Source organism: Niallia sp., assembly GCF_031978665.1.
Classification (GTDB): Bacteria; Bacillota; Bacilli; order Bacillales; family Cytobacillaceae; genus Niallia.
Window position 1 is genome coordinate 140,175 of sequence record NZ_DALZDK010000001.1, and the last position, 24,324, is coordinate 164,498.

General features: G+C 35.1%; 23 protein-coding genes. 19 read left to right on the forward strand and 4 right to left on the reverse strand.

Annotated elements, in window-relative coordinates; genetic code table 11:
- Positions 1-14 precede the first annotated feature (14 nt).
- The 9 genes from buk (at position 15) to RTL21_RS00755 (ending at position 9,164) form a co-directional block, all read left to right on the forward strand.
- Complete coding sequence (gene buk / locus RTL21_RS00715; RefSeq protein ID WP_312092297.1) at positions 15-1,094, forward strand: butyrate kinase; 1,080 nt, start codon at positions 15-17, stop codon at positions 1,092-1,094.
- Positions 1,095-1,113: 19 nt separating this feature from the next.
- A complete protein-coding gene (lpdA, locus tag RTL21_RS00720; protein ID WP_312092299.1) occupies positions 1,114-2,538 on the forward strand; it encodes a dihydrolipoyl dehydrogenase in 1,425 nt (474 codons plus the stop codon).
- A gap of 80 nt (positions 2,539-2,618) precedes the next feature.
- A complete protein-coding gene (locus RTL21_RS00725) occupies positions 2,619-3,611 on the forward strand; it encodes a thiamine pyrophosphate-dependent dehydrogenase E1 component subunit alpha (RefSeq protein ID WP_312092476.1) in 993 nt (330 codons plus the stop codon).
- Between the two features lie 14 nt (positions 3,612-3,625).
- Positions 3,626-4,609 carry an alpha-ketoacid dehydrogenase subunit beta gene (locus tag RTL21_RS00730; protein ID WP_312092301.1) on the forward strand — a complete coding sequence of 328 codons (984 nt, stop codon included), beginning with the start codon at positions 3,626-3,628 and terminating at the stop codon, positions 4,607-4,609.
- A gap of 24 nt (positions 4,610-4,633) precedes the next feature.
- The gene (locus tag RTL21_RS00735) at positions 4,634-5,890 is read left to right on the forward strand and encodes a dihydrolipoamide acetyltransferase family protein (RefSeq protein WP_312092303.1); all 1,257 of its coding nucleotides are present in this window, start codon (positions 4,634-4,636) and stop codon (positions 5,888-5,890) included.
- 117 nt (positions 5,891-6,007) lie between these two features.
- Positions 6,008-6,448 (forward strand): BrxA/BrxB family bacilliredoxin, encoded by a 441-nt coding sequence (locus RTL21_RS00740; protein WP_312092305.1) that lies wholly within the window; start codon positions 6,008-6,010, stop codon positions 6,446-6,448.
- Between the two features lie 421 nt (positions 6,449-6,869).
- A complete protein-coding gene (locus RTL21_RS00745; protein WP_312092307.1) occupies positions 6,870-7,655 on the forward strand; it encodes a transporter substrate-binding domain-containing protein in 786 nt (261 codons plus the stop codon).
- 134 nt (positions 7,656-7,789) lie between these two features.
- Positions 7,790-8,449 carry an amino acid ABC transporter permease gene (locus tag RTL21_RS00750; protein ID WP_312092309.1) on the forward strand — a complete coding sequence of 220 codons (660 nt, stop codon included), beginning with the start codon at positions 7,790-7,792 and terminating at the stop codon, positions 8,447-8,449.
- Positions 8,442-9,164, forward strand: a complete 723-nt coding sequence (locus tag RTL21_RS00755) for an amino acid ABC transporter ATP-binding protein (protein ID WP_312092311.1) — start codon at positions 8,442-8,444, stop codon at positions 9,162-9,164. The genes RTL21_RS00750 and RTL21_RS00755 overlap by 8 nt, the downstream gene beginning before the upstream one ends.
- A gap of 192 nt (positions 9,165-9,356) precedes the next feature.
- On the opposite strand, the gene prli42 is transcribed toward RTL21_RS00755, so the two are convergent.
- Positions 9,357-9,458: a stressosome-associated protein Prli42 gene (gene prli42, locus RTL21_RS00760; RefSeq protein WP_152679997.1), complete on the reverse strand. Its 102-nt coding sequence runs from the start codon at positions 9,456-9,458 to the stop codon at positions 9,357-9,359.
- A gap of 206 nt (positions 9,459-9,664) precedes the next feature.
- On the opposite strand from prli42, the gene RTL21_RS00765 reads away from it, so the two are divergent.
- The 9 genes from RTL21_RS00765 (at position 9,665) to gndA (ending at position 18,952) form a co-directional block, all read left to right on the forward strand.
- The gene (locus RTL21_RS00765; protein ID WP_312092314.1) at positions 9,665-10,786 is read left to right on the forward strand and encodes a tripeptidase T; all 1,122 of its coding nucleotides are present in this window, start codon (positions 9,665-9,667) and stop codon (positions 10,784-10,786) included.
- A gap of 1,031 nt (positions 10,787-11,817) precedes the next feature.
- Positions 11,818-12,240 carry a DUF2712 domain-containing protein gene (locus tag RTL21_RS00770; protein ID WP_312092316.1) on the forward strand — a complete coding sequence of 141 codons (423 nt, stop codon included), beginning with the start codon at positions 11,818-11,820 and terminating at the stop codon, positions 12,238-12,240.
- A 139-nt stretch (positions 12,241-12,379) separates the two neighbouring features.
- Positions 12,380-13,153, forward strand: a complete 774-nt coding sequence (locus RTL21_RS00775) for a hypothetical protein (RefSeq protein ID WP_312092318.1) — start codon at positions 12,380-12,382, stop codon at positions 13,151-13,153.
- Entirely contained in the window at positions 13,143-13,841 is a 699-nt protein-coding gene (locus tag RTL21_RS00780) for a WxPxxD family membrane protein (RefSeq protein WP_312092320.1), read from the forward strand. The genes RTL21_RS00775 and RTL21_RS00780 overlap by 11 nt, the downstream gene beginning before the upstream one ends.
- Positions 13,842-13,892: 51 nt before the next feature.
- Positions 13,893-14,579 carry a DUF2705 family protein gene (locus tag RTL21_RS00785; RefSeq protein ID WP_312092322.1) on the forward strand — a complete coding sequence of 229 codons (687 nt, stop codon included), beginning with the start codon at positions 13,893-13,895 and terminating at the stop codon, positions 14,577-14,579.
- 14 nt (positions 14,580-14,593) lie between these two features.
- On the forward strand, positions 14,594-15,226 hold the full coding sequence (locus tag RTL21_RS00790; RefSeq protein ID WP_312092324.1) for an ABC transporter ATP-binding protein: 633 nt from the start codon (positions 14,594-14,596) through the stop codon (positions 15,224-15,226).
- A gap of 388 nt (positions 15,227-15,614) precedes the next feature.
- Positions 15,615-16,082 carry a chemotaxis protein CheW gene (locus RTL21_RS00795; protein WP_312092326.1) on the forward strand — a complete coding sequence of 156 codons (468 nt, stop codon included), beginning with the start codon at positions 15,615-15,617 and terminating at the stop codon, positions 16,080-16,082.
- Positions 16,083-16,132: 50 nt separating this feature from the next.
- Entirely contained in the window at positions 16,133-17,398 is a 1,266-nt protein-coding gene (locus tag RTL21_RS00800) for a DNA polymerase IV (protein WP_312092328.1), read from the forward strand.
- Positions 17,399-17,539: 141 nt separating this feature from the next.
- Positions 17,540-18,952: an NADP-dependent phosphogluconate dehydrogenase gene (gndA, locus tag RTL21_RS00805; RefSeq protein WP_312092330.1), complete on the forward strand. Its 1,413-nt coding sequence runs from the start codon at positions 17,540-17,542 to the stop codon at positions 18,950-18,952.
- A gap of 310 nt (positions 18,953-19,262) precedes the next feature.
- On the opposite strand, the gene RTL21_RS00810 is transcribed toward gndA, so the two are convergent.
- Both RTL21_RS00810 and zwf read right to left on the reverse strand, forming a co-directional pair.
- Positions 19,263-20,375, reverse strand: a complete 1,113-nt coding sequence (locus RTL21_RS00810) for a metallophosphoesterase (RefSeq protein ID WP_312092332.1) — start codon at positions 20,373-20,375, stop codon at positions 19,263-19,265.
- 94 nt (positions 20,376-20,469) lie between these two features.
- The gene (gene zwf / locus RTL21_RS00815; protein WP_312092478.1) at positions 20,470-21,942 is read right to left on the reverse strand and encodes a glucose-6-phosphate dehydrogenase; all 1,473 of its coding nucleotides are present in this window, start codon (positions 21,940-21,942) and stop codon (positions 20,470-20,472) included.
- Positions 21,943-22,359: 417 nt separating this feature from the next.
- Here zwf and rnz point away from each other — a divergent pair, with 417 nt between their 5' ends.
- Positions 22,360-23,274, forward strand: coding sequence for a ribonuclease Z (gene rnz, locus RTL21_RS00820; RefSeq protein ID WP_312092334.1), 915 nt, complete (start codon positions 22,360-22,362; stop codon positions 23,272-23,274).
- Positions 23,275-23,355: 81 nt separating this feature from the next.
- On the opposite strand, the gene proC is transcribed toward rnz, so the two are convergent.
- Positions 23,356-24,192, reverse strand: a complete 837-nt coding sequence (gene proC / locus RTL21_RS00825; RefSeq protein WP_312092336.1) for a pyrroline-5-carboxylate reductase — start codon at positions 24,190-24,192, stop codon at positions 23,356-23,358.
- Between the last annotated feature and the right edge of the window lie 132 nt (positions 24,193-24,324).

Below are 24,324 nucleotides of genomic sequence, written 5' to 3' on the forward strand. Positions count from 1 at the left end.
AAGAGGTTTTTAAAATGAGTAAATTTCGGATATTGGTAATAAACCCGAGGTCATTGGTAACAGAAATTGCCCTCTATGAAAACGAGGTTCCACTAATTATAGACGATTTACCCCATGATTCTGATAAATTGGCGGGATTCCCTTCCATTGTTTCTCAATATAAGTATAGATCAGATGAAATTTTGTCCTATCTAGTAAATAAAGGAATCAACCTGTCGAAATTAGCTGCTGTTTGCGGAAGAGGGGGATTGCTTAAGCCAATCGATGGTGGAACCTATCAAGTAAATGCTGCTATGCGTAAAGAATTGCTTAAACAAACAAGGGGGGAGCATCCTTCTAACTTAGGAGCGCTCATCTCTTATGAAATTGCCGAGCATTTCGAGATCCCTTCCTATATAGTTGATCCAGTTGTCGTAGATGAAATGGCTAATATCGCCAAGATTTCTGGTTATCCAAAAATTACAAGGAAAAGTGTTTTTCATGCCCTTAATCATAAAGCAACTGGAAGGCGAGCGGCGATGGAACTTGGCAAAAAGTATGAGGATGTTCAATTAATCATTGCTCATCTTGGAGATGGAATTACAATTGGTGCACATTCGAACGGAAAAGTAATCGATGTTAATAATGGATTGAATGGGGAAGGGCCCTTTAGTCTGGAAAGGTCTGGTACACTGCCTCATGGTGATTTAGTGGACTTATGCTATTCCGGGAAATTCACTTATGAAGAAATGAAGCATCAGTTATTGTATCATGCAGGGGTGATGGCTTACCTTGATAAACCGAGTAGAGGTTCCTTAAATATAAGAGAAGAACTGATAAAAGTCGATAATCCCAATTATCCGATTTTTGAAGCTCTAGCATATCAAGTTGCAAAGGAAATTGGCAGTGCAAGTGTGGTGCTATTCGGAAAAGTTGATGCGATTATCTTAACAGGAGAACTTGCATTTAGTAACGAATTTGTAAAATTAATTATGGAACGTGTTAATTGGATTGCAGATATAATGGTATATCCAGGTGAAAACGAGCGACAATCATTAGCAGAAGGAGTTTTGCGCGTATTACGGAAGGAAGAAATGCCAAAAGAGTATAGATAAAGAGAGGAGTGTAAGGGAAATGGCAAAAGAGTATGATCTTGTCATTCTAGGCGGAGGAACGGGCGGTTATGTAGCAGCGATTCGTGCCTCCCAATTAGGTTTAAAAACAGCAGTCGTAGAAAAAGGAAAATTAGGTGGTACTTGTTTACATAATGGATGTATTCCAAGTAAAGCATTATTAAGAAGTGCAGAAGTTTATGCAACTGCGAAAAAAAGTGATGAGTTTGGAATTATTACGTCAGATATCCGATTGGATTTTAGCCGAGTGCAAGCAAGAAAATCAACCATCATAAGTCAGCTTCATAGCGGTGTTCAATACTTAATGAAAAAAGGCAAAATCGATGTGTATGAAGGAAATGGAAGAATATTAGGACCATCTATTTTCTCTCCTATGCCAGGAACCATTTCTGTTGAAATGAATAATGGAGAAGAAAATGAAATGCTGCTTCCTAAACATGTGATTATCGCGACAGGTTCAAGACCGAAAAGCTTGTCAGGACTAGAAATTGATGGTTTGACTGTAATTAGTTCGGAGGAAGCATTGCAGATGGAGGAACTTCCTAAATCAATCATTATTGTCGGCGGTGGTGTAATTGGAGTCGAATGGGCGTCTATGCTTGCAGATTTTGATGTGAAAGTCACTATTTTAGAATATAGTGATCGATTAGTACCGACAGAAGATAAAGAAATAAGTAAAGAGTTACAAAGAATTTTGAAGAATAAAGGGATAAACATTGTAACAGGTGCCAAGGTATTAGCAGAAACGTTGCAGAAGGACTCGTCCAAAGTAGCCATTCAAGCAGAAAAAAATGGCGAAGCTCAAACGTTCGAGGGAGAGAAGTTGCTTGTATCTGTTGGAAGAATTGGAAATGTGGAAGGCATTGGTCTTGAGAATACAGATATAGCGGTTGTTAATAATCAAATTCAAACAAATGAATACTATCAAACAAAGGAATCACATATATACGCGATTGGCGATTGTATTGGCGGCTTACAGCTAGCGCATGTTGCATCACATGAAGGAATAATTGCCGTTGAACATATGGCAGGGGAAAATCCCCATCCACTTGACTATAAAACAGTTTCCAAATGCATCTACACAAGCCCAGAAATAGCTAGTGTAGGCTATACAGAAGAGGAAGCTATAGCACAAGGACATTCGATAAAAAAAGGGAAATTTTCCTTTAAAGCAATTGGAAAAGCACTTATTTATGGAGAACAAGCTGGATTTGTCAAAGTAATTACGGATCAAGAGTCTGATGATTTATTAGGTGTCCATATTATAGGTGCACATGCTACTGATTTAATTGCTGAAGCGGCTCTTGCAAAAGTACTTGATGCAACCGCGTGGGAAATCGGAAATACGATTCATCCCCATCCAACATTGACTGAAGCAATGGGGGAAGCGGCACTTGCAGTAGAGGGTAAAGCAATTCATGGATAGTAAAAACTAGGAATTATAAAATTAGGATTCTAGTTATAGGGGGAATACAGATGAACCAATTAGGAGGTAATAATATGACAATGGTCCATAATCGCCATTTAGAAGCTGGATTAACAGATGATCAAGTATTGGAAATGTATGAACAGATGCTCCTTGCAAGAAGAATTGATGAAAGAATGTGGTTATTAAATCGTGCAGGGAAAATTCCATTTGTTATTTCTTGTCAAGGGCAAGAAGCGGCGCAAGTGGGTGCAGCCTTCGCTTTTGATCGCGAAAAGGATTATATCCTGCCTTATTATCGCGATTTAGGTGTTGTGTTATCTTTTGGGATGACCACTAAAGAAATTATGCTATCAGGCTTTGCGAAAGCAGAGGACCCAAACTCAGGAGGGAGACAGATGCCAGGGCATTTCGGCCAAAAGAAAAACCGAATTGTCACAGGTTCTTCACCAGTAACTACACAGGTACCCCATGCGGTAGGTGTTGCATTAGCAGGAAAAATAGAGAAAAAGGATTTCGTTACCTTTGTAAGCTTTGGAGAAGGCTCGTCTAACCAAGGAGACTTTCATGAGGGGGCAAACTTCGCTGGTGTCCATAAACTACCTGTTATTTTTCTATGCGAAAATAATAAATATGCGATCTCTGTTCCAATTGAAAAGCAATTGGGTTGTGCAAATGTTTCAGATCGAGCAATCGGCTATGGAATGCCAGGGTATACAGTTGATGGCAATGATCCGATTGAAGTATACCGTGTTACGAAAGAAGCGGTAGATCGAGCAAGAAGAGGGGAAGGACCTACGCTTATTGAAGCAGTTTCCTATCGCTTAACCCCACATTCCTCTGACGATGATGATAGTAGCTATCGCGCAAGAGAAGAAGTGACAGAAGCAAAAGCGAAGGATCCATTATTAACATTTAAAACTTATTTAATTTCGACTGGTATCTTAACAGAAGAAATGGATCAAAGGTTGAACAATAAAATTGCTGAAGTAATAAATGAAGCAACGGATTATGCAGAAAAGGCACCATATGCGAAACCAGAAGATACACTTAAATTTGTGTATGGCGAATAAGGGGGAAATAGAAAATGCCAGTAATATCCTATATAGATGCAGTGACCGAAGCCATTCGGGAAGAAATGGAGAAAGATGACAAAGTATTTATCCTTGGTGAAGATGTTGGAGTAAAAGGCGGAGTTTTTAAAGCTACAACAGGTCTTTACGAACAGTTTGGGGCAGACAGAGTGATTGATGCGCCACTCGCAGAATCAGCAATTGCGGGGGTTGGAATTGGAGCAGCAATGTACGGTTTAAAACCTATTGCAGAAATGCAGTTTGCTGATTTTATTATGCCTGCTGTCAATCAAATTGTATCAGAAGCAGCTAAGGTCAGATATCGCTCGAATAATGACTGGACCTGTCCTATTGTCATTCGTGCTCCTTATGGAGGGGGAATTCATGGTGCACTATACCATTCTCAATCAGTAGAAGCGATGTTCGCTAATACGCCTGGCTTGAAAATAGTGATGCCTTCCACGCCATATGATGTCAAAGGCTTACTGAAGGCGGCCATTCAAGATCCTGACCCTGTTTTATTCTTTGAACACAAACGTGCCTATCGATTAATTAAAGGGTTCGTGCCAGAAGAAGATTATGTGCTGCCAATCGGCAAAGCAGATGTAAAGCGAGAGGGCGATGATATTACCGTTATTACCTACGGCTTATGTGTCCATTTTGCCCTGCAAGCTGCTGAAAAATTAGCAGAAGACGGTATTTCTGCCCATGTTTTAGATTTACGCACCGTTTATCCACTAGATAAGGAAGCAATTATCGAAGCTGCTTCAAAAACGGGAAAAGTCTTATTAATAACAGAAGATAACAAAGAGGGCAGTGTGATTAGTGAGGTTGCAGCAATTATTGCTGAAAATTGTTTGTTTGATTTAGATGCACCAATTATGCGATTAGCGGGAGAAGATGTTCCTGCGATGCCATATGCACCAACGATGGAAAAATTCTTCTTAGTAACGCCAGAAAAAGTCGAAACAGAAATGCGAAAGCTCGCAGAATTTTAAGTCGCATAAGAAGGAGTGAACGTAATGCCGATTGAAAAAATAACAATGCCTAAGTTAGGTGAAAGTGTAACAGAAGGAACAATAAGCAATTGGATTGTTGCTGTTGGCGATGTGATTAATAAATATGATCCACTAGCAGAAGTAATGACCGATAAAGTAAATGCAGAAATTCCTTCTTCTTTTTCAGGAACTATTAAAGAACTAATAGCAGAAGAAGGACAAACGCTTGAGGTTGGTGAAGTAATTTGTACCATTGAAGTCGCTGGGGATCGTACACAGAATGAACCACCTACAGAAGAAGAGACAATAGAAAAAGTAGCTGTTTCAACGAATGAAGACTCAAGTCAAAAAGCAAGATATTCACCAGCAGTATTACGTCTATCTCAAGAAGCTGGAATTGATCTAACACTTTTAACTGGAACTGGTGCAGGTGGAAGAATTACGAGAAAAGACGTACAAAAAGCAATAAGCGAAGGAATTCCACAGGTAAAAGCGGAAGAGAAAGCAGTAACAAGTGCCACTGTTGAAAAAACACCTACAAATGAACCAGCTGTACATAGGAATAGTATTCAAACAAAAGCAGGAGACAAAGAGCTTCCGATAACTGGAGTAAGAAAAGCAATTGCTAGCAATATGGTAAAAAGTAAGCATGAAATCCCGCATGCTTGGACAATGATTGAAGTTGACGTAACAAAGCTCGTCCAATACAGAAATAAATTGAAAGATTCCTTTAAAAAAGAAGAAGGCTATAACTTAACATTCTTTGCCTTTTTTGTTAAAGCAGTTGCCCGCGCGTTAAAAGAATTTCCAGAAATTAATTCGACTTGGGCTGGAGACAAAATCATTCATAAAAAAGATATTAATATCTCCATTGCTGTAGCAACAGAAGGTGCGCTGTTTGTACCAGTTATTAAAAATGCTGACGAAAAATCGATTAAAGGTATTGCCCGTGAGATTACAGAGCTTGCAAACAAAGCGAGAACTGGTAAGCTAACAATAGATGAAATGCAGGATGGCACTTTTACTGTAAATAATACGGGATCATTTGGATCTATCCAATCAATGGGGATCATCAACCATCCACAAGCTGCTATTCTTCAAGTAGAGTCGATTGTGAAGAGACCGGTTATTAAAGATAATATGATTGCTATCTCAGATATGGTAAATTTATGTATGTCACTAGATCACCGAGTATTAGATGGACTTGTTTGCGGAAGATTCCTACAAAGAATTAAGCAAATACTAGAAACAACATCAGAGGAAACAACGCCAATCTATTAATCGCTTGGAGAATAGTATCAAAAAATGTGAAAACAATTAATACAAACATATATATTGAAAATGAATACTTTTTTTATAATAATGAAGTAAGAAGACATTTCATAAAGGAGCGAAACGATGAATATTGATTTTAATTTATTCATGAATGATGTTGTCCGTCAAGCACGCCAAGAAATAGTAGATGCTGGATATCAAGAACTAACAACAAAAGAAGCAGTAGATGAAGCATTATCCCAAAAAGGAACGACGCTTGTAATGGTGAATTCTGTATGTGGATGTGCTGGTGGAATTGCAAGACCAGCTGCTGGCTACTCACTGCATTATAAAAAAAGACCTGATCAATTAGTAACTGTATTTGCAGGACAGGATAAAGAAGCAACGGAACAAGCACGTTCCTATTTTACAGGTTTTCCTCCTTCCTCCCCATCCTTTGCATTATTGAAAGATGGCGAAATAGTTAAAATGGTTGAACGCCACGAAATCGAAGGACATGACCCAATGCAAGTAGTAGAAAAATTACAGAATGCATTTGAAGAATATTGCGAAGAAGTTAAGTAATTAATTAACTAAAAGAGAGCAATAGCTTCTTATGAATATTCATTGAAAAAAGGTTCAGGAATTCTGAGCCTTTTTTTGATGGGCTAAAAATAATAGGCTATTATCGTAAAAATTTCATATAACTCGATTAGACTTAATGTATTTCGCTTACCATTGGCATGCTTTTAGCCCCTTTTATAATAAATATTTATGATGAAAATAGAAATTTCAAAAATAACGACTTATTATTTAAAAATTTAGTTTTTTCAGAATAGTATTTTATTAAATGAATTTGTATAAATTATATTGAATAATTATTAGTATGTGTTAAAATTCATATTGTTGCATGAATATGAATAAAAAGATTATCTTATAATTTGCAACAAACAAGCAATATTAATAGAGAATACAACAGAAGAAAATACAGGGGGATAATAATAACATGAAAAAATTATTAGCATTAATGCTGTTATCTCTAGTAGTTGTTTTAGGTGCATGTGGAACTTCTACTGATGAAAATAGTTCAAATAATGATAGTGGGTCATCTGATAAAAAAGTACTTGTTATGGGAACTTCAGCAGATTATGCACCATTTGAATATATTGATACAGCAAAAAGTGATGACATCATCGGTTTTGATATTGATTTAGCTAATGCACTAGGTGAAAAGCTTGGCTATGAAATTCAAGTGAAAGACATGGATTTCAGCGGATTAATTTCTGCATTACAATCAGGCAAAGTAGATTTAGTTCTATCTGGAATGTCTCCAACACCAGAAAGAGCTGAAAATGTTGATTTTAGCGATGTATATTACACTTCAAGAGATCTAGTCATTACAACTAAAGATAGCAAAATTGAAAGTGTACAAGACCTTGCAGGAAAAACAGTAGGGGTACAATTAGGTTCCATTCAAGAAGATGCAGCAAAAGAAATTGCTAAAACAGTAAAGGTTACTGTAGAAAACCGTGACCGTATTCCACAATTGATCCAAGAAATTAAAGCTGGCAGATTTGATGCAGCAATTATTGAAGATGTTGTTGCTACTGGCTATTTAAATAAAGAAGATACATTAACATCATTCCCTGCAAAAGAAGCGAATGAAGATGCTGGTTCTGCTATTGCGTTTCCAAAGGGCAGTGATTTAACAGAGAAATTCAATTCGGAATTAAAGAAAATGCAGGATAGCGGAGAGATTGACGAGTTAGTCGTAAAATGGTTTGATAACTAAAGATAGTGTTGAAGTAGGGGACGGTTTAGGGCAAACATTGCCCTAAACGTTTTCTTGTTTTTTAAGAAGTTTCGAATAGGTGAAGGCTTATTTTAACAGACATCCCCGCTTTTTAAGAAAGGATTGAGATATTAATGGGCTTGGATTTCCAACAATTTATTCCATCCCTTCCTTATTTATTGAAGGGAATAACAGTGACATTGCAAATTGTCATTGTGGCAGGGATTATTGGTTTTATTTTAGGGATTATACTTTCGATTTTTAAACTTAGCAAACTTCCAGTATTGAGCTGGATTGCTGCTATTTATACATCTGTTTTCAGAGGAACACCCCTTGTTTTGCAATTAATGATTATCTATTTTGGTGTACCGCAATTAACAGGGATACAAATAGAGCCAGCTGTTGCAGCAATTCTTTCCTTTGGCTTAAATTCAGCCGCATATATATCTGAAATTATTCGCGCTGGAATTCTAGCAGTAGATCGTGGTCAGAAAGAGGCCGCTATGGCATTAGGTGTTTCACCTAGACAAGCAATGTTCGATTTAATTTTGCCACAGGCTTTAAAAAATATTTTTCCGGCATTAATCAATGAGGCTGTTTCCTTAACAAAAGAGTCAGCAGTTGTCACTGTAATTGGTGTAACAGATATTATGCGTAGAGCCTATATAATGGGTGGAGAAAAATATGCATACTTGGAGCCAATGATTCTTGCAGGTCTAATCTACTATGTATTAGTAATGATTTTGACTACATTGGCAAAAGCTGTTGAAAGGAGAATGAGAAGAAGTGATTAATGTTGAAAATTTGCATAAATCCTATGGCTCACTTCAAGTTTTAAAAGGGATTAATACACAGGTTAAAAAAGGAGAAGTAGTGACTATTATCGGTCCTTCTGGTTCAGGTAAATCTACTTTTCTTCGTTGCATTAACTTACTTGAAGTACCTACTGAAGGAAAAGTAATCATTGATGGCACGGATATTACGGATAAAAATACAAACATAAAAAAGATTAGAGAAAACGTTGGGATGGTATTTCAGCATTTTCATCTCTTTCCACATAAAACAGTCTTGCAAAATGTGACATATGCACCAATTAAGGTGAAGGGGTTAAGTAAATCGGAAGCTGAAAAAATGGGCAAAGAGCTTCTAGATAAAGTAGGACTTGCTGATAAGGCTGATGTATACCCTAGCCGTTTATCTGGTGGTCAAAAGCAAAGGGTCGCAATTGCTCGTGCCCTTGCAATGAATCCAGAGGTAATCTTATTTGATGAACCAACGTCAGCATTGGATCCTGAAATGGTAAAAGAAGTGCTTGAAGTAATGAAATCACTTGCTAATACCGGAATTACCATGCTTATTGTGACACATGAAATGGGCTTTGCAAGAGAAGCTGCAAACAGAGTATTATTCCTTGATGGTGGAGTGGTAGTAGAGGACGCACCACCAGCAGAATTTTTTACGAGTCCTAAAACAGACCGTGCAAAAGAGTTTTTGGAAAAAATGCTATAATGATGGATAAAACAAGATTTCTTTGTCTTCGGATGAGGGAATCTTTTTTGTTTTTACAATTTAGATGGCAATTTATTAGCATGAATAGTTTCAGATTAAGCAGGATTAGCAAGAGGGGATGGAGATATACATTATAAAGTAAAAAGCGAAAAAGGTTATCCCTTTTCGCTTCCTAGTGTAAACAGGCTTCAATTAAAATAACATCCCAATCCCGATTAACAGAGTGGATGCAAGCATAACAAAGATCATTAAATAAACAACAATCTTTTGTAATCTATTTTTCTTTTTCTTCATAGAATCCTCCAATTACTTACCTATTCTTACTGTCTATTTTACTAAGAATAGAAGAATGGTACAACTATAAACATATGGAATATTGATGAGAGAACTATTTCTTTTTTTAGAAAAGAAATGGTATTCAACTTTTAGGATTTTTATTTGATGTTCTATTTTTATAGGCGTATACTATTAATGTCACAAATTTTTGGAGGAACAAAGAAATGATAAATCAAGAGCGTTTATTAAATCTGTTTTTAGAACTAGTACAAATTGATTCAGAAACAAAGTATGAAAAAGAAATCAGTATTGTATTAAAAAAGAAATTTGAAGATCTTGGGTTAGAAGTAATAGAGGATGATACTACCGCTATTACAGGTCATGGTGCTGGTAATTTGATCTGCACGCTTCCTGCGACAAAGGAAAATGTAGATCCGATTTACTTTACATCACATATGGATACAGTCGTTCCAGGAGTTGGAGTTAAACCGTCAATAAAAGATGGATACATAGTAACAGATGGCACAACAATCCTTGGGGCAGATGATAAAACAGGTCTATCTGTTATGCTTGAAATTCTTACCGTTATCAAGGAAAATAACATTCCTCATGGAACAATCCAATTTATTATTACAGTAGGGGAAGAATCAGGGTTATTGGGTGCAAAAGCACTTGATCCGAAGTTAATCCAAGCAAAATACGGCTATGCATTAGATAGTGATGGAAAAGTAGGAAATATCGTTGTTGCAGCACCAACACAGGCAAAAGTAAAGGCAACGATTTTAGGAAAAACGGCACATGCAGGCGTTGCACCTGAAAAAGGCGTATCAGCTATTACTATTGCTTCAAAAGCGATTGCGAAAATGCCTTTAGGCCGTATTGATGCAGAAACGACAGCTAATATTGGTAGTTTTGCAGGCGGGAAACAAACAAATATTGTTTGCGATCATGTAGATATTCTTGCAGAAGCACGCTCATTAGTAGAAGATAAGATGCTTGCACAAGTAGCTAAAATGAAAGAAGCATTTGAATCAGCCGCAAAAGACATGGGTGGGCAAGCTATAGTAGAAGTGGATGTAATGTATCCTGGATTTAAATTCGGCGAAGGGGATCATGTTGTGGAAGTGGCTAAAAAGGCCGCTGCAAAAATCGGCAGAAGCTGTGAATTGCAACAAAGTGGTGGCGGTAGTGATGCTAACGTTATCTGCGGTTTTGGAATCCCAACGGTTAATTTAGCTGTAGGGTATGAAGATATTCATACAACAAATGAAAAGATGCCAATCGAAGAATTGAATAAATTGGCTGAGATGGTACTTGCAATTATTGAAGAAGTAACAGGTAAATAATTTAGTTTAAGTTAGGGTGTTTCCTTTTTAGGAAGCACTCTTTTTGTATGCTGGTCATGTTCACTAGCTAGGCGGTGAAAGTTCGCTATGACCGTCGGGATATGCGAACCTTTATTCGAAGGACAGGGGGTCCATGGTGATGCGGAATCTGAAGGGATAAAAGCGCTGTGGAAAAGCCGAAAGCACGGACATTCTTAGGGATAAGTTTTCACCAAAATCGAAGGAGGACTAGGATATTCGTGCCAAAAGAGAGAAAGAAAAGGTTTGAAGAAAAAATAAAGAAACTATCAAACCGAAACTAGGATGTAAGTATGAAATTACGTATCTCGAAAATAAACCAACTGATACAAGGCGGGGGGGGAACTATTTAAAACTACGGACATTAGAAATTCGCCAATGGAAAGAGAGTTGACAAAAAAATACAAACCACATAATACCAAATTTATTGTCAATGTTGAATTAGCTAGAATCTTTTTATGTAATTAATGTGTTTAGTATTTTAAATTTTGGATGTTATTGTAGAGGTTGGATATTAGAAGGATGTGAGTATTTAATAATAGCTGTTTTAATAATAATTTCTATTTTTGTAATCACTCGCTTCAAAATCTTCCAAATGTGACTCTAATAATTCTTTTATATGTTTCATGACAACACACTATCTAATAATTCAGAAAGAATAGCATTGAATGTGTACGTTATTGAAGCTTACTTTTTTAGAAATTAATTAAAAAAATTAAAGGTTTTTTAAAAAAATGTCGAAAATTTAAAATATACACACAATTCTTACGAACAAGAAACTTTATTACTATAAACCTTGTTCAAAAGACTAGTCCGCTTCCAGAGAAATACTGTGATATGTGACCCTAAAGCGGTCGGGCAATGTCTTTTTGCAATTAGATATGGTGTTAATTTTACAGCTAACCATAACAGATGTAAACAGGTTAATATAGCCCACTAAGGGAGGTAATAAAGGAAAAGAGTATTAAAAAGACGAGCGAAGGTATCAAGGAAAATAGAATGGGGGAGTATTAATGAAAAAGAAAGCTTTAACTTTTGGTTTAGTATCTTTACTTTCAGTGGGAGTTTTGATGCCTAATTTAGGACATGCTGAAGATAATCCAAGGGAATATCAAATTTTAGTACCTAACTATCATGGGAATGGACAAGAAGATCAAGGTTATTTAAGAGAATCAGGTGATAGTAGAGTGCAATGGGGGGTATCATTAACTAATAGTGACGAGGGTAATGGTACATATACACGTTTTTGGTTAGAGTTAGGAACTGGTGCTAATGTTACAAATGGACACGACGTTAAAGAGGGTGGAGGGTACAAACAATATGATTTTGAGAAAGCATCGGATGCTAAGGGGAAAAAAGTGTATTTGACTGCTGAAAATAACAATTATAACAGCTCTACTTTCGAAATTACCGGCGAATGGGACGAAGAAATATAATTATTAAATTAATTATTGATAAACTAGTGTTTATATGTCCTATAATTGTACTTGAAAAAACTAAATGCTATGAAAGTGGGAGTTGGAGCAAGAAAAAATGTGTTCCAACTCCATTGTTGATTAAGAAGGGGAGAGGGAAGTGAATTTTGACTTTTATCGTACTATAAAGCAGAAAAAATCTATTATTATCTTTTCTACTATCCTACTATTCATGTTAGCTGACTTAGTGATAAACCTTTTATGGCAATTTGGTAGGGAACATTATAATTATATGACGTTTTTAACTGGACAAAATTCCGTGTATCTACAAATGCTTTCTCTATGGTTATTACCTATTTGGTTATTATTATATACTAGTGAGCGATATATTAATGATAAAAAATTAGGATATGATAATATACTAATCGGGAAATTAGGCAAAAGGAAGTACATATTCACACTCATAAAGGTTACTTTTATTAGTGGTTTTCTTTTACTCTTTATTCCATTATTGATTAATTATATCATGGCATTTTTAACAAGTTGGGATGTGCCGAAAACACATTCGATAGATTATCTTTATAGATATGAAGATGCAGCGAAATATTCTGTTGAGTATTTTGGATGGAAGCATCCAATTTTTATAAATATGCTTTTTATTATTGTATCAAGTTTTATAGCTGGCTTATTGGCAGTAACATCGCTATGTTTCTCATTTGTTGTTCCAGATAAACGAATTGTATATCCTGTAGTTTTTCTGTTTTGGTTTGGACAGATTATCATAAGGAATGGATCTGTTATGGATATTTTTCAACCATTTACAGAATGGGGATGGGGAAAAATGGGGTTTGTATTTACTCGAACAGTGATTTTCTGTTTTATCATAATTATTCCAACGACAATATATAGGTTAAGGAGAAGGAATGTTTTATAAATTTAAATTTTTCATTTTAACTTTAATATTAATATCATTTTTATCCGTTTTTTGGTATTTACAATCAAAACCTTTTTTAGATGGACAAGATTTTCAAGCTACCCTTGTAACGTATCAGGGATTTTTAAGTCTGCGTTATGTAACAGGATATTATTTAATGATTTTCTTACCATTTCTTTATATTTTTTTTCCAGATATCAAGGATATTAAACTCATTCGCTATAAATCGAGGTTGCCTTTTTTTTATCAACGTCTTAGGAAATCTTTTTTCTTTAGTTTAGGATTCAGTGTGATTTTATGTGCAATTGTGGCGATAGGAACGTCAATATTTTTTGATGTGAGTAGATTAATTAACCAACATTTTTATCTTGCTATACTGTTTCAAACGATTCAATTTACCTTTGTATATGGAATAATTTCAAATTTATCTAATATATTATTGGATATTTCTAATAATGTAGTAATTAGCACTGTCAGTGTTGTAGTTGTTTTTATTTTGTTAACGAATATAATTTATTTTGAGTTAGACTATTCCTTTTTCTTTGCCGAAATACACCTTATAAATTATGTGATAAAAAATGACTGGTTAAACTTCTCATTTTTAATGAGACTTATTCGGATATGCAGTATGTTTATTATTACTTCCTTAATTAGTAGATACATATTTTTACTTCGTGATATAAGGTAGATGGTAATTTATATGTTTAAGAGAATATATGTATTATTAGTAGGAATTATAGTGCAAATTTGGATTCTTCAATTTTTGTATCAAGCATATTTTGAAGGGGGAGTTAACTCATTACTACTATATAATGTCTATGGGGTAGGAGTTAGTAACCAAATTTTATATTATGCATATAGCTATTTTTTTTTCGGTGTCATTAGTTTTTATTTTATAGGAAGTATGAGAAGAAATATTGAAAATTATGGGATTTTACAATTATATCGTGGAAAAAGTAAACTGATATTTTTAAGTATGTTAGTTTTTAAAATGATTTATCGCTTAGTTATTATTCTTCTTTTAGAAACAATGGCTTTCACATTTTTTTATTGGATAATAGATATGGGATTGAAAATAACCATTAACGATTTAGTGATAAAAAGTTATATATTGTGGATATTAACTTTTACCGCCTTGATAATAATTCAAATGACCTTGGAGTTATTCATGGACGATACTGTTGCGGTACTAATCATTAATTTATATGTACTTGTAAGTATTTCATTTGGGTCAATATTATTAGAGCGGGGGAGTATTATGTTATATTTATTTATCCCCAATTTTTCAATGTACCTTCGTTCTGATGTAGCATTCCATAAGAGTCCTTTGACCTTTTCTTATGAGATAGTTATCTTATTTATTATAATAATAGTTTGTTTCATTATTTCGTTACGAAGATTAAAAACAAAGGATTATGTTGGATAGGGAGGGGAATAAAGGTGACCTATATTGAACTGAAATCGATTAACAAAAAGATAAAAGGAAAAACTGTATTAGATGATATTTCTTATAGATTTGAATCTGGAAAAATATATGGACTATATGGAAGGAATGGATCTGGGAAAACAATGCTCTTAAGAGCTATTGCAGGATTAATTCACCCAACCAAAGGTGAAATTATTGTGAATGATAAATATCTGCATAAAGATATTTCTTTCCCTCCTAATATGGGATTAATTATTGAGAATATGAGTTTATTGCCTCAATTCAATGCTGTAGAAAATCTTAAAATACTTGGTAAAATTAAAAAGGTTGCAACAATGGAAGATATCGAGAAATCTTTAAAGAGAGTAGGATTAGAAGAAGCAAAATTAACAAAGGTTAAAGAGTATTCATTGGGAATGAAACAACGATTAAATATAGCTCAAGCCTTGTTTGAAAAACCAAATGTAATTTTATTGGATGAACCTACTAACGCAATTGACGAAGAAGGAATAAGGGAAGTTAGAAATATTTTATTAGAAGAAAAAAGAAAAGGGGCATTAGTAATTATAGCAAGTCATAATACTGATGATATAAAAATACTGTCAGACGCTGTAATAAAAATGGACAATGGAAAGTTGTGTTTGTAGAATTTATCTATTGAATAGTATAAATTGTAGCTGTATTCGTCAATATCATAACCACTTGTTTTATTTATTCGTTTATTTTAAATGAATTGCAATTTGAATTTCAAGATAGGGTTTATTGTATTAATCAGTAATATGAATTTTGCAAACAAGATAATTCACTTAATTAATAATGAGAAGATAGATGCTGAAGAAGTAATTTGGTATCCATGATTAGTTTCTAGGTGAATAATCATATTATTGAGTCGGGGTGTTTCCTTTTGAGGAAGCACTCTTTTTTATGCATATATCAAACAAATGTTTCTATTTTCGCTTGCATTTATACAGAAAACAGAGGAAAATATTTTTATAGGAAAATACTACTGTATATACTAATTTTGGGGGAATATAGATGGAAGAGAAAAAGGTTGTTATTTTTAAAGTTGGAAACGGAGAATATTCTGTCGATGTATCTTACGTAATATCTATTGAAAAAGAGGAGCAAATTACAGCTGTGCCTCAATTGCCAACCTTTGTAAAAGGGATTAGAAAAGTAAGAGACGAACTAATTCCTGTCATTGATTTACAAATGGTTTTATATAATCAAACAACAGAAGAAAACGAAAATAATAAATTAATTGTTGCTCGAACTGAAGATATTTCATTTGCCATGATTGTTAATGATGCAAAGGAAATTCTCGATATTAAAGAGGAAGTCATTAAAGAGGTTGGAATTTCTGCTTACCAGAAAACAGAATATCTAACAGGCGTTCTTAATTTAGAAAACCGTCTTGTCTTAATGCTAGATCCAAATATTTTGCTAGAAACGTTAGAGGGAGTACGAGAAATTAAAGACTATATGAAAAATCAGCCTGCATAAACTCTTTGTTTAAGAGATTTGCATGGCTTAAAAGAAATGGTGAAGGTAAAGTGAAGGAATTTTATCCGAAAAAAGGACACGTCATATTACATGTAGATATGAATAGTTTTTATGCATCTGTAGAAATGGCTTATAATCCACAGTTAAAAGGGAAGCCCCTCGCAATCGCTGGGAATGAAAAAGAACGCAGAGGAATTATCGTAACTTGTAGCTATGAAGCAAGAAAATTTGGTGTAAAAACAACGATGCCTTTGTGGGAAGCGAAAAAAAGATGCCCGGATTTAATTGTTTTGCCTCCCAACTTTGATCGCTATCGGACGGCATCTCTTGCGATGTTTCAAATCCTCCATGAATTTTCAGATATCGTCGAGCCTGTATCAATAGATGAAGGCTATGTAGATATTACGAACTGCCATGAGTTAGGGACACCGCTTTATATTGCAAGAACAATTCAGAAACGAATTTATGAACGTTTAGATTTACCATGCAGTATAGGTATTGCACCAAATAAATTTCTAGCTAAAACAGCATCCGATTTAAAGAAGCCGATGGGAATCACTATTCTAAGAAAGCGAGATATCCCGAATATACTTTGGCCGATGCAAGTAGAAGAAATGCATGGTATAGGAAAGAAAACAGGGGAAAAACTAAGAACGATTGGCATTCAAACGATTAAAGATTTGGCAATGGCTCAAGTGATTCCCCTAAAAGGGCTATTAGGCATAAATGGCGTTCGTTTAAAGGAAAGAGCCAATGGAGAAGATAATCGCCCAGTCGATCCAGAAGCAGCCAATGAGTTTAAGAGTATTGGAAATTCGACAACCCTTCCACGGGATGTAAAGAATCAACAGGAATTATTTAAAGTATTAGCGACATTAGCAAATAAAGTGGCAACACGCATGAAAAGAAAGCATGTGCATGCTAATCATCTATCTGTTACGATTCGGTATGGAAATCGCAAAAATTATTCGAAAAGCAAAAAAATGGCTAATCCGATTAAGACAGAGGAAGAAATACTACAATTTAGCAAAGAAATCTTTATTACTGCATGGGACGGCAATCCTGTTCGCTTACTGGGAATAACCGCAGGGGATTTAATCGATAATAATATTGTAGTAAAACAACTTGATCTCTTTTCTTTTGAAAAAGATGCAGAGAAGGAGCCTTTATGGACAGCCATTGATAAACTGAAAGAAAAATATGGTACTTCTATTATTGAGCCAGCATCGGAAAGAAATAATATTTCAAAAAAAGAAGAAAACATAGGTACACTGACTAGTTTTAATAAAGATTTTCTCCAAGGAAAGAAATTTTAGTGCGGTTACCTATGATAAAAAAATTTTTTTGAAATAAACCAGAAAAGTAGTTGCATTTTAGTTGCATAACTTAAAAAATCTTGCTAAAGTTAAGTGAATTCTACTATAAGGATACATAGTTTAGAAGGGACGTTAGGAAAAATGACAAAACAGCAATTTGGTGTAATCGGTTTAGCGGTTATGGGTAAAAACCTTGCTATGAACATCGAAAGCAGAGGGTATACTGTTTCCGTTTTCAACCGTTCAAAAGAAAAAACAGAAGAAATGCTTAATGAATCAGAAGGTAAGAACATTGTTGGGACATATACATTAGAAGAATTTGTACAATCTTTAGAAGTCCCACGTAAAATCATGTTAATGGTTAAAGCAGGACCTGCTACAGATGCAACGATTGAACAATTAAAACCTTTATTAGATAAAGGGGATATTGTAATCGATGGTGGTAACACATTCTTTAAAGATACACAAAGACGCAATAAAGAGTTAAGTGAGCTAGGTATTCACTTTATTGGTACAGGTGTTTCTGGCGGAGAAGAAGGCGCATTAAAAGGTCCTTCTATCATGCCTGGTGGACAAAAAGAAGCATACGAATTAGTTGCTCCTATTTTCAGAGATATTTCTGCTAAAGTAAACGATGAGCCTTGTACAACTTATATCGGTCCAGATGGTGCTGGTCACTATGTAAAAATGGTTCATAATGGAATCGAGTATGGTGACATGCAATTAATCTGTGAAGCATACTTCATTATGAAGCATGTACTAGGATTAGAAGCACAAGAACTTCATGAAGTATTTGCAGAGTGGAATAAAGGGGAGCTAGATAGCTACTTAATTGAAATCACTGCAGATATTTTCACAAAAATTGATGAAGAAACTGGTAAACCTTTAGTAGATCTAATCTTAGATACTGCTGGACAAAAAGGAACTGGTAAATGGACAAGCCAAAGTGCTTTAGACTTAGGTGTTCCACTTCCAATGATTACCGAGTCTGTATTTGCTCGTTTCATTTCCGCAATGAAAGACGAACGTGTAAAAGCTAGCCAAGTACTTTCTGGTCCAGAAATTAAACCATTTGCAGGTGATAAAGCTGCGTATATCGAATCTGTACGTAAAGCTCTATACTTAAGCAAAATTGTTTCATATGCACAAGGTTTTGCGCAAATGAGAGAAGCATCTGAAGAATACGATTGGAATTTAAGCTATGGCGAAATCGCAATGATTTTCCGCGGCGGATGTATTATTCGTGCTCAATTCCTACAAAAGATCAAAGATGCATATGACCGTGATCCAGAATTGAAAAACCTTCTATTGGATCCATATTTCAGCGAAATCGCTGAAAACTATCAAACAGCATTACGTGAAGTAATCTCTGGTGCTGTATTAAATGGTATTCCTGTACCAAGTTTCGCAGCTGCATTAGCATACTTCGATAGCTACCGTACAGCAACTTTACCAGCGAACTTATTACAAGCACAACGTGACTACTTCGGTGCACATACTTACGAGCGTACTGATAAAGAAGGAATTTTCCATACTAACTGGATGGAAAAATAAGAATTACATGAAAACACACCACTTTTTAGATTGTGGTGTGTTTTTTTTTCGGTAGTTTAAATAGGTGAAGATAGTATATAACTTAGTGTATTGGTGAAAGCCGGTACGAGAGAGAAGGGAAGGAAAAACGGTGTTCATAACCTAATTAGAAATTTTCCGCATCCAAACTATTTATTCTACTTCCCAAAATAATAAAACCTTTTAATAAACGAATAAAAGAATATGCCACAATATTAATTTTAGCAGCACATTCTTATTACATCGAATAACTATTTTATTACAATAATAAAGGCCTATATTTCAAAATCTCTCATTCCGTAAATATTATTTCAATATAAACCACTTCCGATCTACTGCCAATTCTAATTGGCGGTCCCCAAAACCCAAAACCAGAGGAAACGATCGCGTGCAATTGTTTCTTTTTCTTATAGCCCCAGTCTAATTCAAAGATTTTTTTTGTAATCAAATGATTCGGTGCCATTTGCCCTCGGTGGGTATGCCCAGAGAGGATGACATCAATTCCATCGTTCATAGCAGTTTCGAGCTCATCAGGCTGATGATCCATCATGATAATGGGAAGGTGATTACTTTCATTCTCGAGAAGTTCAGGGATGGATAGTCTTTCTGCATCTGTTTTATCTTTGCGACCAATTAAGCGAATGGTCTTGTCGATGGTTACTTTTTCATCCATTAATATGTGAATACCGATACGGTTCATTTCCTTTAAGAAAGTAGGAATCATTTTTCCATAGTATTCATGATTTCCTAAAACGCCGTATATGCCTAGAGGGGCATGGAGTTGCTTTAACTGCTCTCCCATTTTCTTTTTCATAAAAGGCAGGGGATCGTCGTCAATGATATCTCCAGGTAATAGGATCAAATCGGGGTGTAAGCCGTTTATTTTCGTTATTAGCCTGTTTAAATGACTTTTCCCTGATAAAGTGCCAAAGTGCATATCAGAAGCCATAGCAATACGCAGAGAGCCTCTTTTGGCCTGTTTTTTTTCTACGGTTAGTTTATATGTTCGCACAATAGGAGAATAGGCATTATAGGTTCCGTAAATTAGTAAAAATAGTAGGATGCAAGCTACAAGGGTGCCAATCATTCTTGTTGCATCTTCAGATTGAATATTAAAATGTAATAGAAACCATCCAACATTTGCAAATGGAAAAAGTAATAGACCGTATTCAAAAATTGCTAGCCAATAAGCACCGATTATTTTAAAAATAGAGATGGATTTAAGAAAATGACTAATAATATATGCATATGCACAAATGATAACAGTTCCAATATAGATGGATGGGTATGGAACTAATTGTAAAGATTCAAGCCAAACATAGCCATTCCAGCCTAAATAGAAAACAAGTAGATTATATACAATAAATACAAGAATGATAGAGAAGATAAGCTTGATTTTTTTCATCATAAACTCCTTTAACTATTACCATAATCGTAATTGAGTAAACAAAAAACGTGAATACAAAAGATTCACGTTTTTTAAGTACTAACACATTTACTTAGCAGACATCAACTTCAAATTGATTGACTGGCCACCAGAAGAAGCCGTCTTTTTCTAATAAATCATCCGCTTCTTTTGGCCCCATTGTACCAGAAGCGTAATTAGGGAATTGAGTAGAAGGTGTTTGCTCCCATGCTTGTGAAATTTTATCTACATAACTCCAAGATAACGCAACTTCATCCCAATGAGTAAAGTTTGTAGCATCTCCGTGAAGGCTGTCATCAATTAGTTTTTCATAAGCTTCAGGAGTATTTATGCCTGCAATGCCTGTGTTAGCATAGCTTAGCTTAATCGGAGTTGCCTCCATGTTTTGTCCTGCTTTTTTAGCGTTTAAATGCAAGGTAATTCCCTCTTCTGGTTGAATATGAATCACAAGAAGATTTGGTGTAATTTCTTGATCAGGACGATTATATAAATTCATCGGAATATCTTTAAATTGAACAACAATCTTTGTTGATTTGCTTTCTAATCTTTTTCCTGTCCGGATGTAGAATGGAACACCAGCCCAACGGAAGTTATCAATCATTACTTTACCAGCTACAAAAGTTTCTGTGTTGGAGTTAGGATCAACCATTTGTTCTTCACGATAGCTTGGTACCTCTAAGTCTTCTACTAATCCTTTGCCATATTGTCCTCTTACAAAGTATTTATCTACTTCATCCACTTCCATAGGACGCATTGCACGGAATACTTTCACCTTTTCAGAGCGAATTTCATCTGGTGTAAGTTTAATTGGCGGTTCCATTGCAAGGAGTGCGACCATTTGCAGCATATGATTTTGGACCATATCCCGAAGTGCACCACTTGTTTCATAATATCTTCCACGTTCCTCTACTCCAAGAACTTCACTTGAAGTTACTTGAATGTTGCTAATATAGCGGTTATTCCATAGGTTTTCAAAAATAGCATTAGAAAAGCGAATCGTTTCAATATTTTGAACCATTGCTTTTCCTAAGTAATGGTCAATTCGGTAAACTTCATCTTCAGAAAATGCAGTACGAATTTGTTCATTCAGTTCTTTTGCCGATTCTAAATCATGTCCAAATGGCTTTTCAATGATTAAGCGTTTATAGCCTTTTACATCTGTAAGTCCATCCTGATTTAGATGAATCGCAATAGGACCAAAGAATTCTGGTGCCATTGCTAAATAAAATACACGGTTACCATTTAAGCTATATTTTACATCTAAATCATCTGCGATGTTTTTCAACTCCACGTAAGAGCTTGAATTTGTAACATCATGTGAATGATAGCAGAAATAAGAAGCGAATGTCTCTAGATCATCATTTTTAGAACCCGCGATTGCTTCAGATACAGAATTAACAACATTTTGTTTAAACTGTTCTTGCGTTAAGGTTCTTCTCCCTACACCTACTACGGCGAAATTTGCTAATTTACCTTTTTTATATAATCGATACAGAGATGGGAAAAGCTTTCTATTGGCTAAATCTCCTGTAGCCCCGAAGATCATAATAAGTGCATTTGATGTTTGTTTTTCATTCACTTTCTTGTACCTCATTTCATTTATATATGTATGAAAATTAATAAATTGCTGCTTTACAAAAGTACATTAGTTTTAAATAAAACATGTACCTATACAGTTATAAAATTTTATCTTTTTCTCACGCATATAGCAACAAATTTGTTTATAATTTTTGCAAATATTTTTACTATTTGTATTTGCAACAGAAATTTTTCATTCATTCAACATGATATTACAATATATTAGCAAAAGTTACTAGTTAAATGATTTAGGAATTTGGATATTCCTATAGCGTTAAAGTATACTTAAGACATCTATTCTGATTTAGTATTTAATGATACGGTTTTATTTATACAGCAGGATTAGGAACAACGAAGAAAAACGAAAGGGGAGTAGTGTGTAAACATGAAATTGCAATTTTTAGGAACAGGTGCAGGTATTCCGGCAAAAGCGAGAAATGTTACATCTATTGCTTTAAAGCTTTTAGAAGAAAAGGGGAGTATTTGGCTGTTTGATTGTGGAGAAGCAACACAGCATCAAATTTTACATACAAGTATAAAACCAAGAAGAATTGATAAAGTGTTTATTACTCATTTACATGGAGATCATCTTTATGGCTTGCCAGGATTTCTTGCCAGTAGATCCTTTCAAGGAGGAGAAACGCCACTGACAGTATATGGCCCTAAAGGAATTAGCGAGTATGTCCGGATTAGCCTTGCAGTTAGTCAGACCTATCTAAAGTATGAGCTACGAGTAGTAGAAATTGAAGAAGGAGTTATTTTGGAGGACAATGATTTTATTGTAGAAGCGAGAACTTTAGAACATGGCGTAACAAGCTTTGGCTATCGGATAATCGAAAAGGATCGTCCTGGAAAATTAGATAAAGATAAATTATTGCAGTATGGAATAAAGCCTGGGCCTATTTATAAAAAAATAAAAGACGGGGAAGATCTTATACTTGATGATGGTACAGTCATCAGTAGTCAGAACTTTCTTGGACCGAAAATTAAAGGCAGAATTATTACTATTTTAGGGGATACTAGAACTTGTGATGCTGCAAAGGAATTGGCGAGAGAGGCAAAGGTATTGGTGCATGAAGCAACATTTTCTGAAAAAGAAGCTTCTATTGCCAGTGAATATTTTCATTCTACGACTGTACAGGCCGCCGAAACTGCCAAAAAGGCAGATGTTGATTGTCTCCTTTTAACACATATTAGTGCAAGATATGACCAGTCATTAATAGATCAACTATTACAGGAAGCAAAAGCAATTTTTCCTAATACATACATAGCTGAAGATTTTTCGGAGTTTGATATTTAAACTGAAAAAGGATGTTGTCAAAATAGGAGGCAACATCCTTTTTTTTATTGTTTGATTCTCATGATAGGAAGAAATCTTGCACTATTTTGAAAGCTTGAGCTCATCCGTAATGACTTTTCCCATCCGCTTTGACTGGGTAGTTGCTTCTTGGATACATTCAATAAAGGCATTTTGTACGTCAAATTGCTCTAGAATTTTGAGTCCTGCTTCGGTTGTTCCACCAGGACTTGTTACATTTTTGCGAAGCTCAAGAGGCGTTTTAGATGATGTGGCAATCATTTCGGCTGCACCAAGTAAGGTTTGTACGATTAACTCATTTGCAACTTCTCGTTCTAGTCCAATCGATAACGCTCCTTTTTCCATTGCTTCTACTAGGTAATAAATATAGGCGGGACCACTTCCTGAAAGCCCTGTAATAGCATCTAACTGTTCTTCCTCCACAAAGGTAACTAAGCCAACTGTCTTAAACATGTCAAAGACAAATTGTTGCTGTTCCTCCAGTACAAAGGAGTTGAAGGAGATTCCAGTTGCTGATTTACCGACTGTAGCGGAGGTGTTTGGCATTGCGCGCGCAATTGGAATATTTGTGCCAATTAAACGTTGCAGGCTGTCCATGTTAACACCAGCAAGAACAGAAATTAGAAGTGTTTTTTCAGATAAATAATCCTTCCATTGAGCAACTGCCTCTTTTACATCTTTTGGTTTCATTGCAAGAATGATAGTGTCTGCTTCTTGAACGATTTTTTCTAAGTCAAAGGAGTAATAAATGCCATAAAGCTCTTGTAATTCAGTAAGTCTTTCTACATTACCACGGTTTGTAACAGTAATATCTGTTGTCTCTATTATTTTGCTTGAAACAATCCCAGAAATCAATGCTTCGCTCATGGAACCAGCACCGATAATAGCAAGTTTGTTCATTTTCTTTCCCCCTAAATAATTTAGTACGGTTGTTTTTGTAACAAGAAAAAACCTCTCTTCAAAATATAAGGACGAAAGGTTTTCCGTGGTACTACCTTAGTTTCTATATAAACAGCGTATACGCATGATTAT

Bases quoted from the DNA above. Each gene is read 5' to 3' on its own strand.
- buk (WP_312092297.1), top strand. From the start codon at position 15: ATGAGTAAATTTCGGATATTGGTAATAAACCCGAGGTCATTGGTAACA.
- RTL21_RS00750 (WP_312092309.1), top strand. From the start codon at position 7,790: ATGGGCTTGGATTTCCAACAATTTATTCCATCCCTTCCTTATTTATTG.
- RTL21_RS00795 (WP_312092326.1), top strand. From the start codon at position 15,615: ATGGAAGAGAAAAAGGTTGTTATTTTTAAAGTTGGAAACGGAGAATAT.
- RTL21_RS00810 (WP_312092332.1), bottom strand. From the start codon at position 20,375: ATGAAAAAAATCAAGCTTATCTTCTCTATCATTCTTGTATTTATTGTA.
- RTL21_RS00725 (WP_312092476.1), top strand. From the start codon at position 2,619: ATGGTCCATAATCGCCATTTAGAAGCTGGATTAACAGATGATCAAGTA.
- RTL21_RS00735 (WP_312092303.1), top strand. From the start codon at position 4,634: ATGCCGATTGAAAAAATAACAATGCCTAAGTTAGGTGAAAGTGTAACA.
- RTL21_RS00770 (WP_312092316.1), top strand. From the start codon at position 11,818: ATGAAAAAGAAAGCTTTAACTTTTGGTTTAGTATCTTTACTTTCAGTG.
- RTL21_RS00765 (WP_312092314.1), top strand. From the start codon at position 9,665: ATGATAAATCAAGAGCGTTTATTAAATCTGTTTTTAGAACTAGTACAA.
- RTL21_RS00745 (WP_312092307.1), top strand. From the start codon at position 6,870: ATGAAAAAATTATTAGCATTAATGCTGTTATCTCTAGTAGTTGTTTTA.
- zwf (WP_312092478.1), bottom strand. From the start codon at position 21,942: ATGATCTTCGGGGCTACAGGAGATTTAGCCAATAGAAAGCTTTTCCCA.
- prli42 (WP_152679997.1), bottom strand. From the start codon at position 9,458: ATGAAGAAAAAGAAAAATAGATTACAAAAGATTGTTGTTTATTTAATG.
- gndA (WP_312092330.1), top strand. From the start codon at position 17,540: ATGACAAAACAGCAATTTGGTGTAATCGGTTTAGCGGTTATGGGTAAA.
- RTL21_RS00780 (WP_312092320.1), top strand. From the start codon at position 13,143: ATGTTTTATAAATTTAAATTTTTCATTTTAACTTTAATATTAATATCA.
- rnz (WP_312092334.1), top strand. From the start codon at position 22,360: ATGAAATTGCAATTTTTAGGAACAGGTGCAGGTATTCCGGCAAAAGCG.
- lpdA (WP_312092299.1), top strand. From the start codon at position 1,114: ATGGCAAAAGAGTATGATCTTGTCATTCTAGGCGGAGGAACGGGCGGT.
- RTL21_RS00740 (WP_312092305.1), top strand. From the start codon at position 6,008: ATGAATATTGATTTTAATTTATTCATGAATGATGTTGTCCGTCAAGCA.
- proC (WP_312092336.1), bottom strand. From the start codon at position 24,192: ATGAACAAACTTGCTATTATCGGTGCTGGTTCCATGAGCGAAGCATTG.
- RTL21_RS00730 (WP_312092301.1), top strand. From the start codon at position 3,626: ATGCCAGTAATATCCTATATAGATGCAGTGACCGAAGCCATTCGGGAA.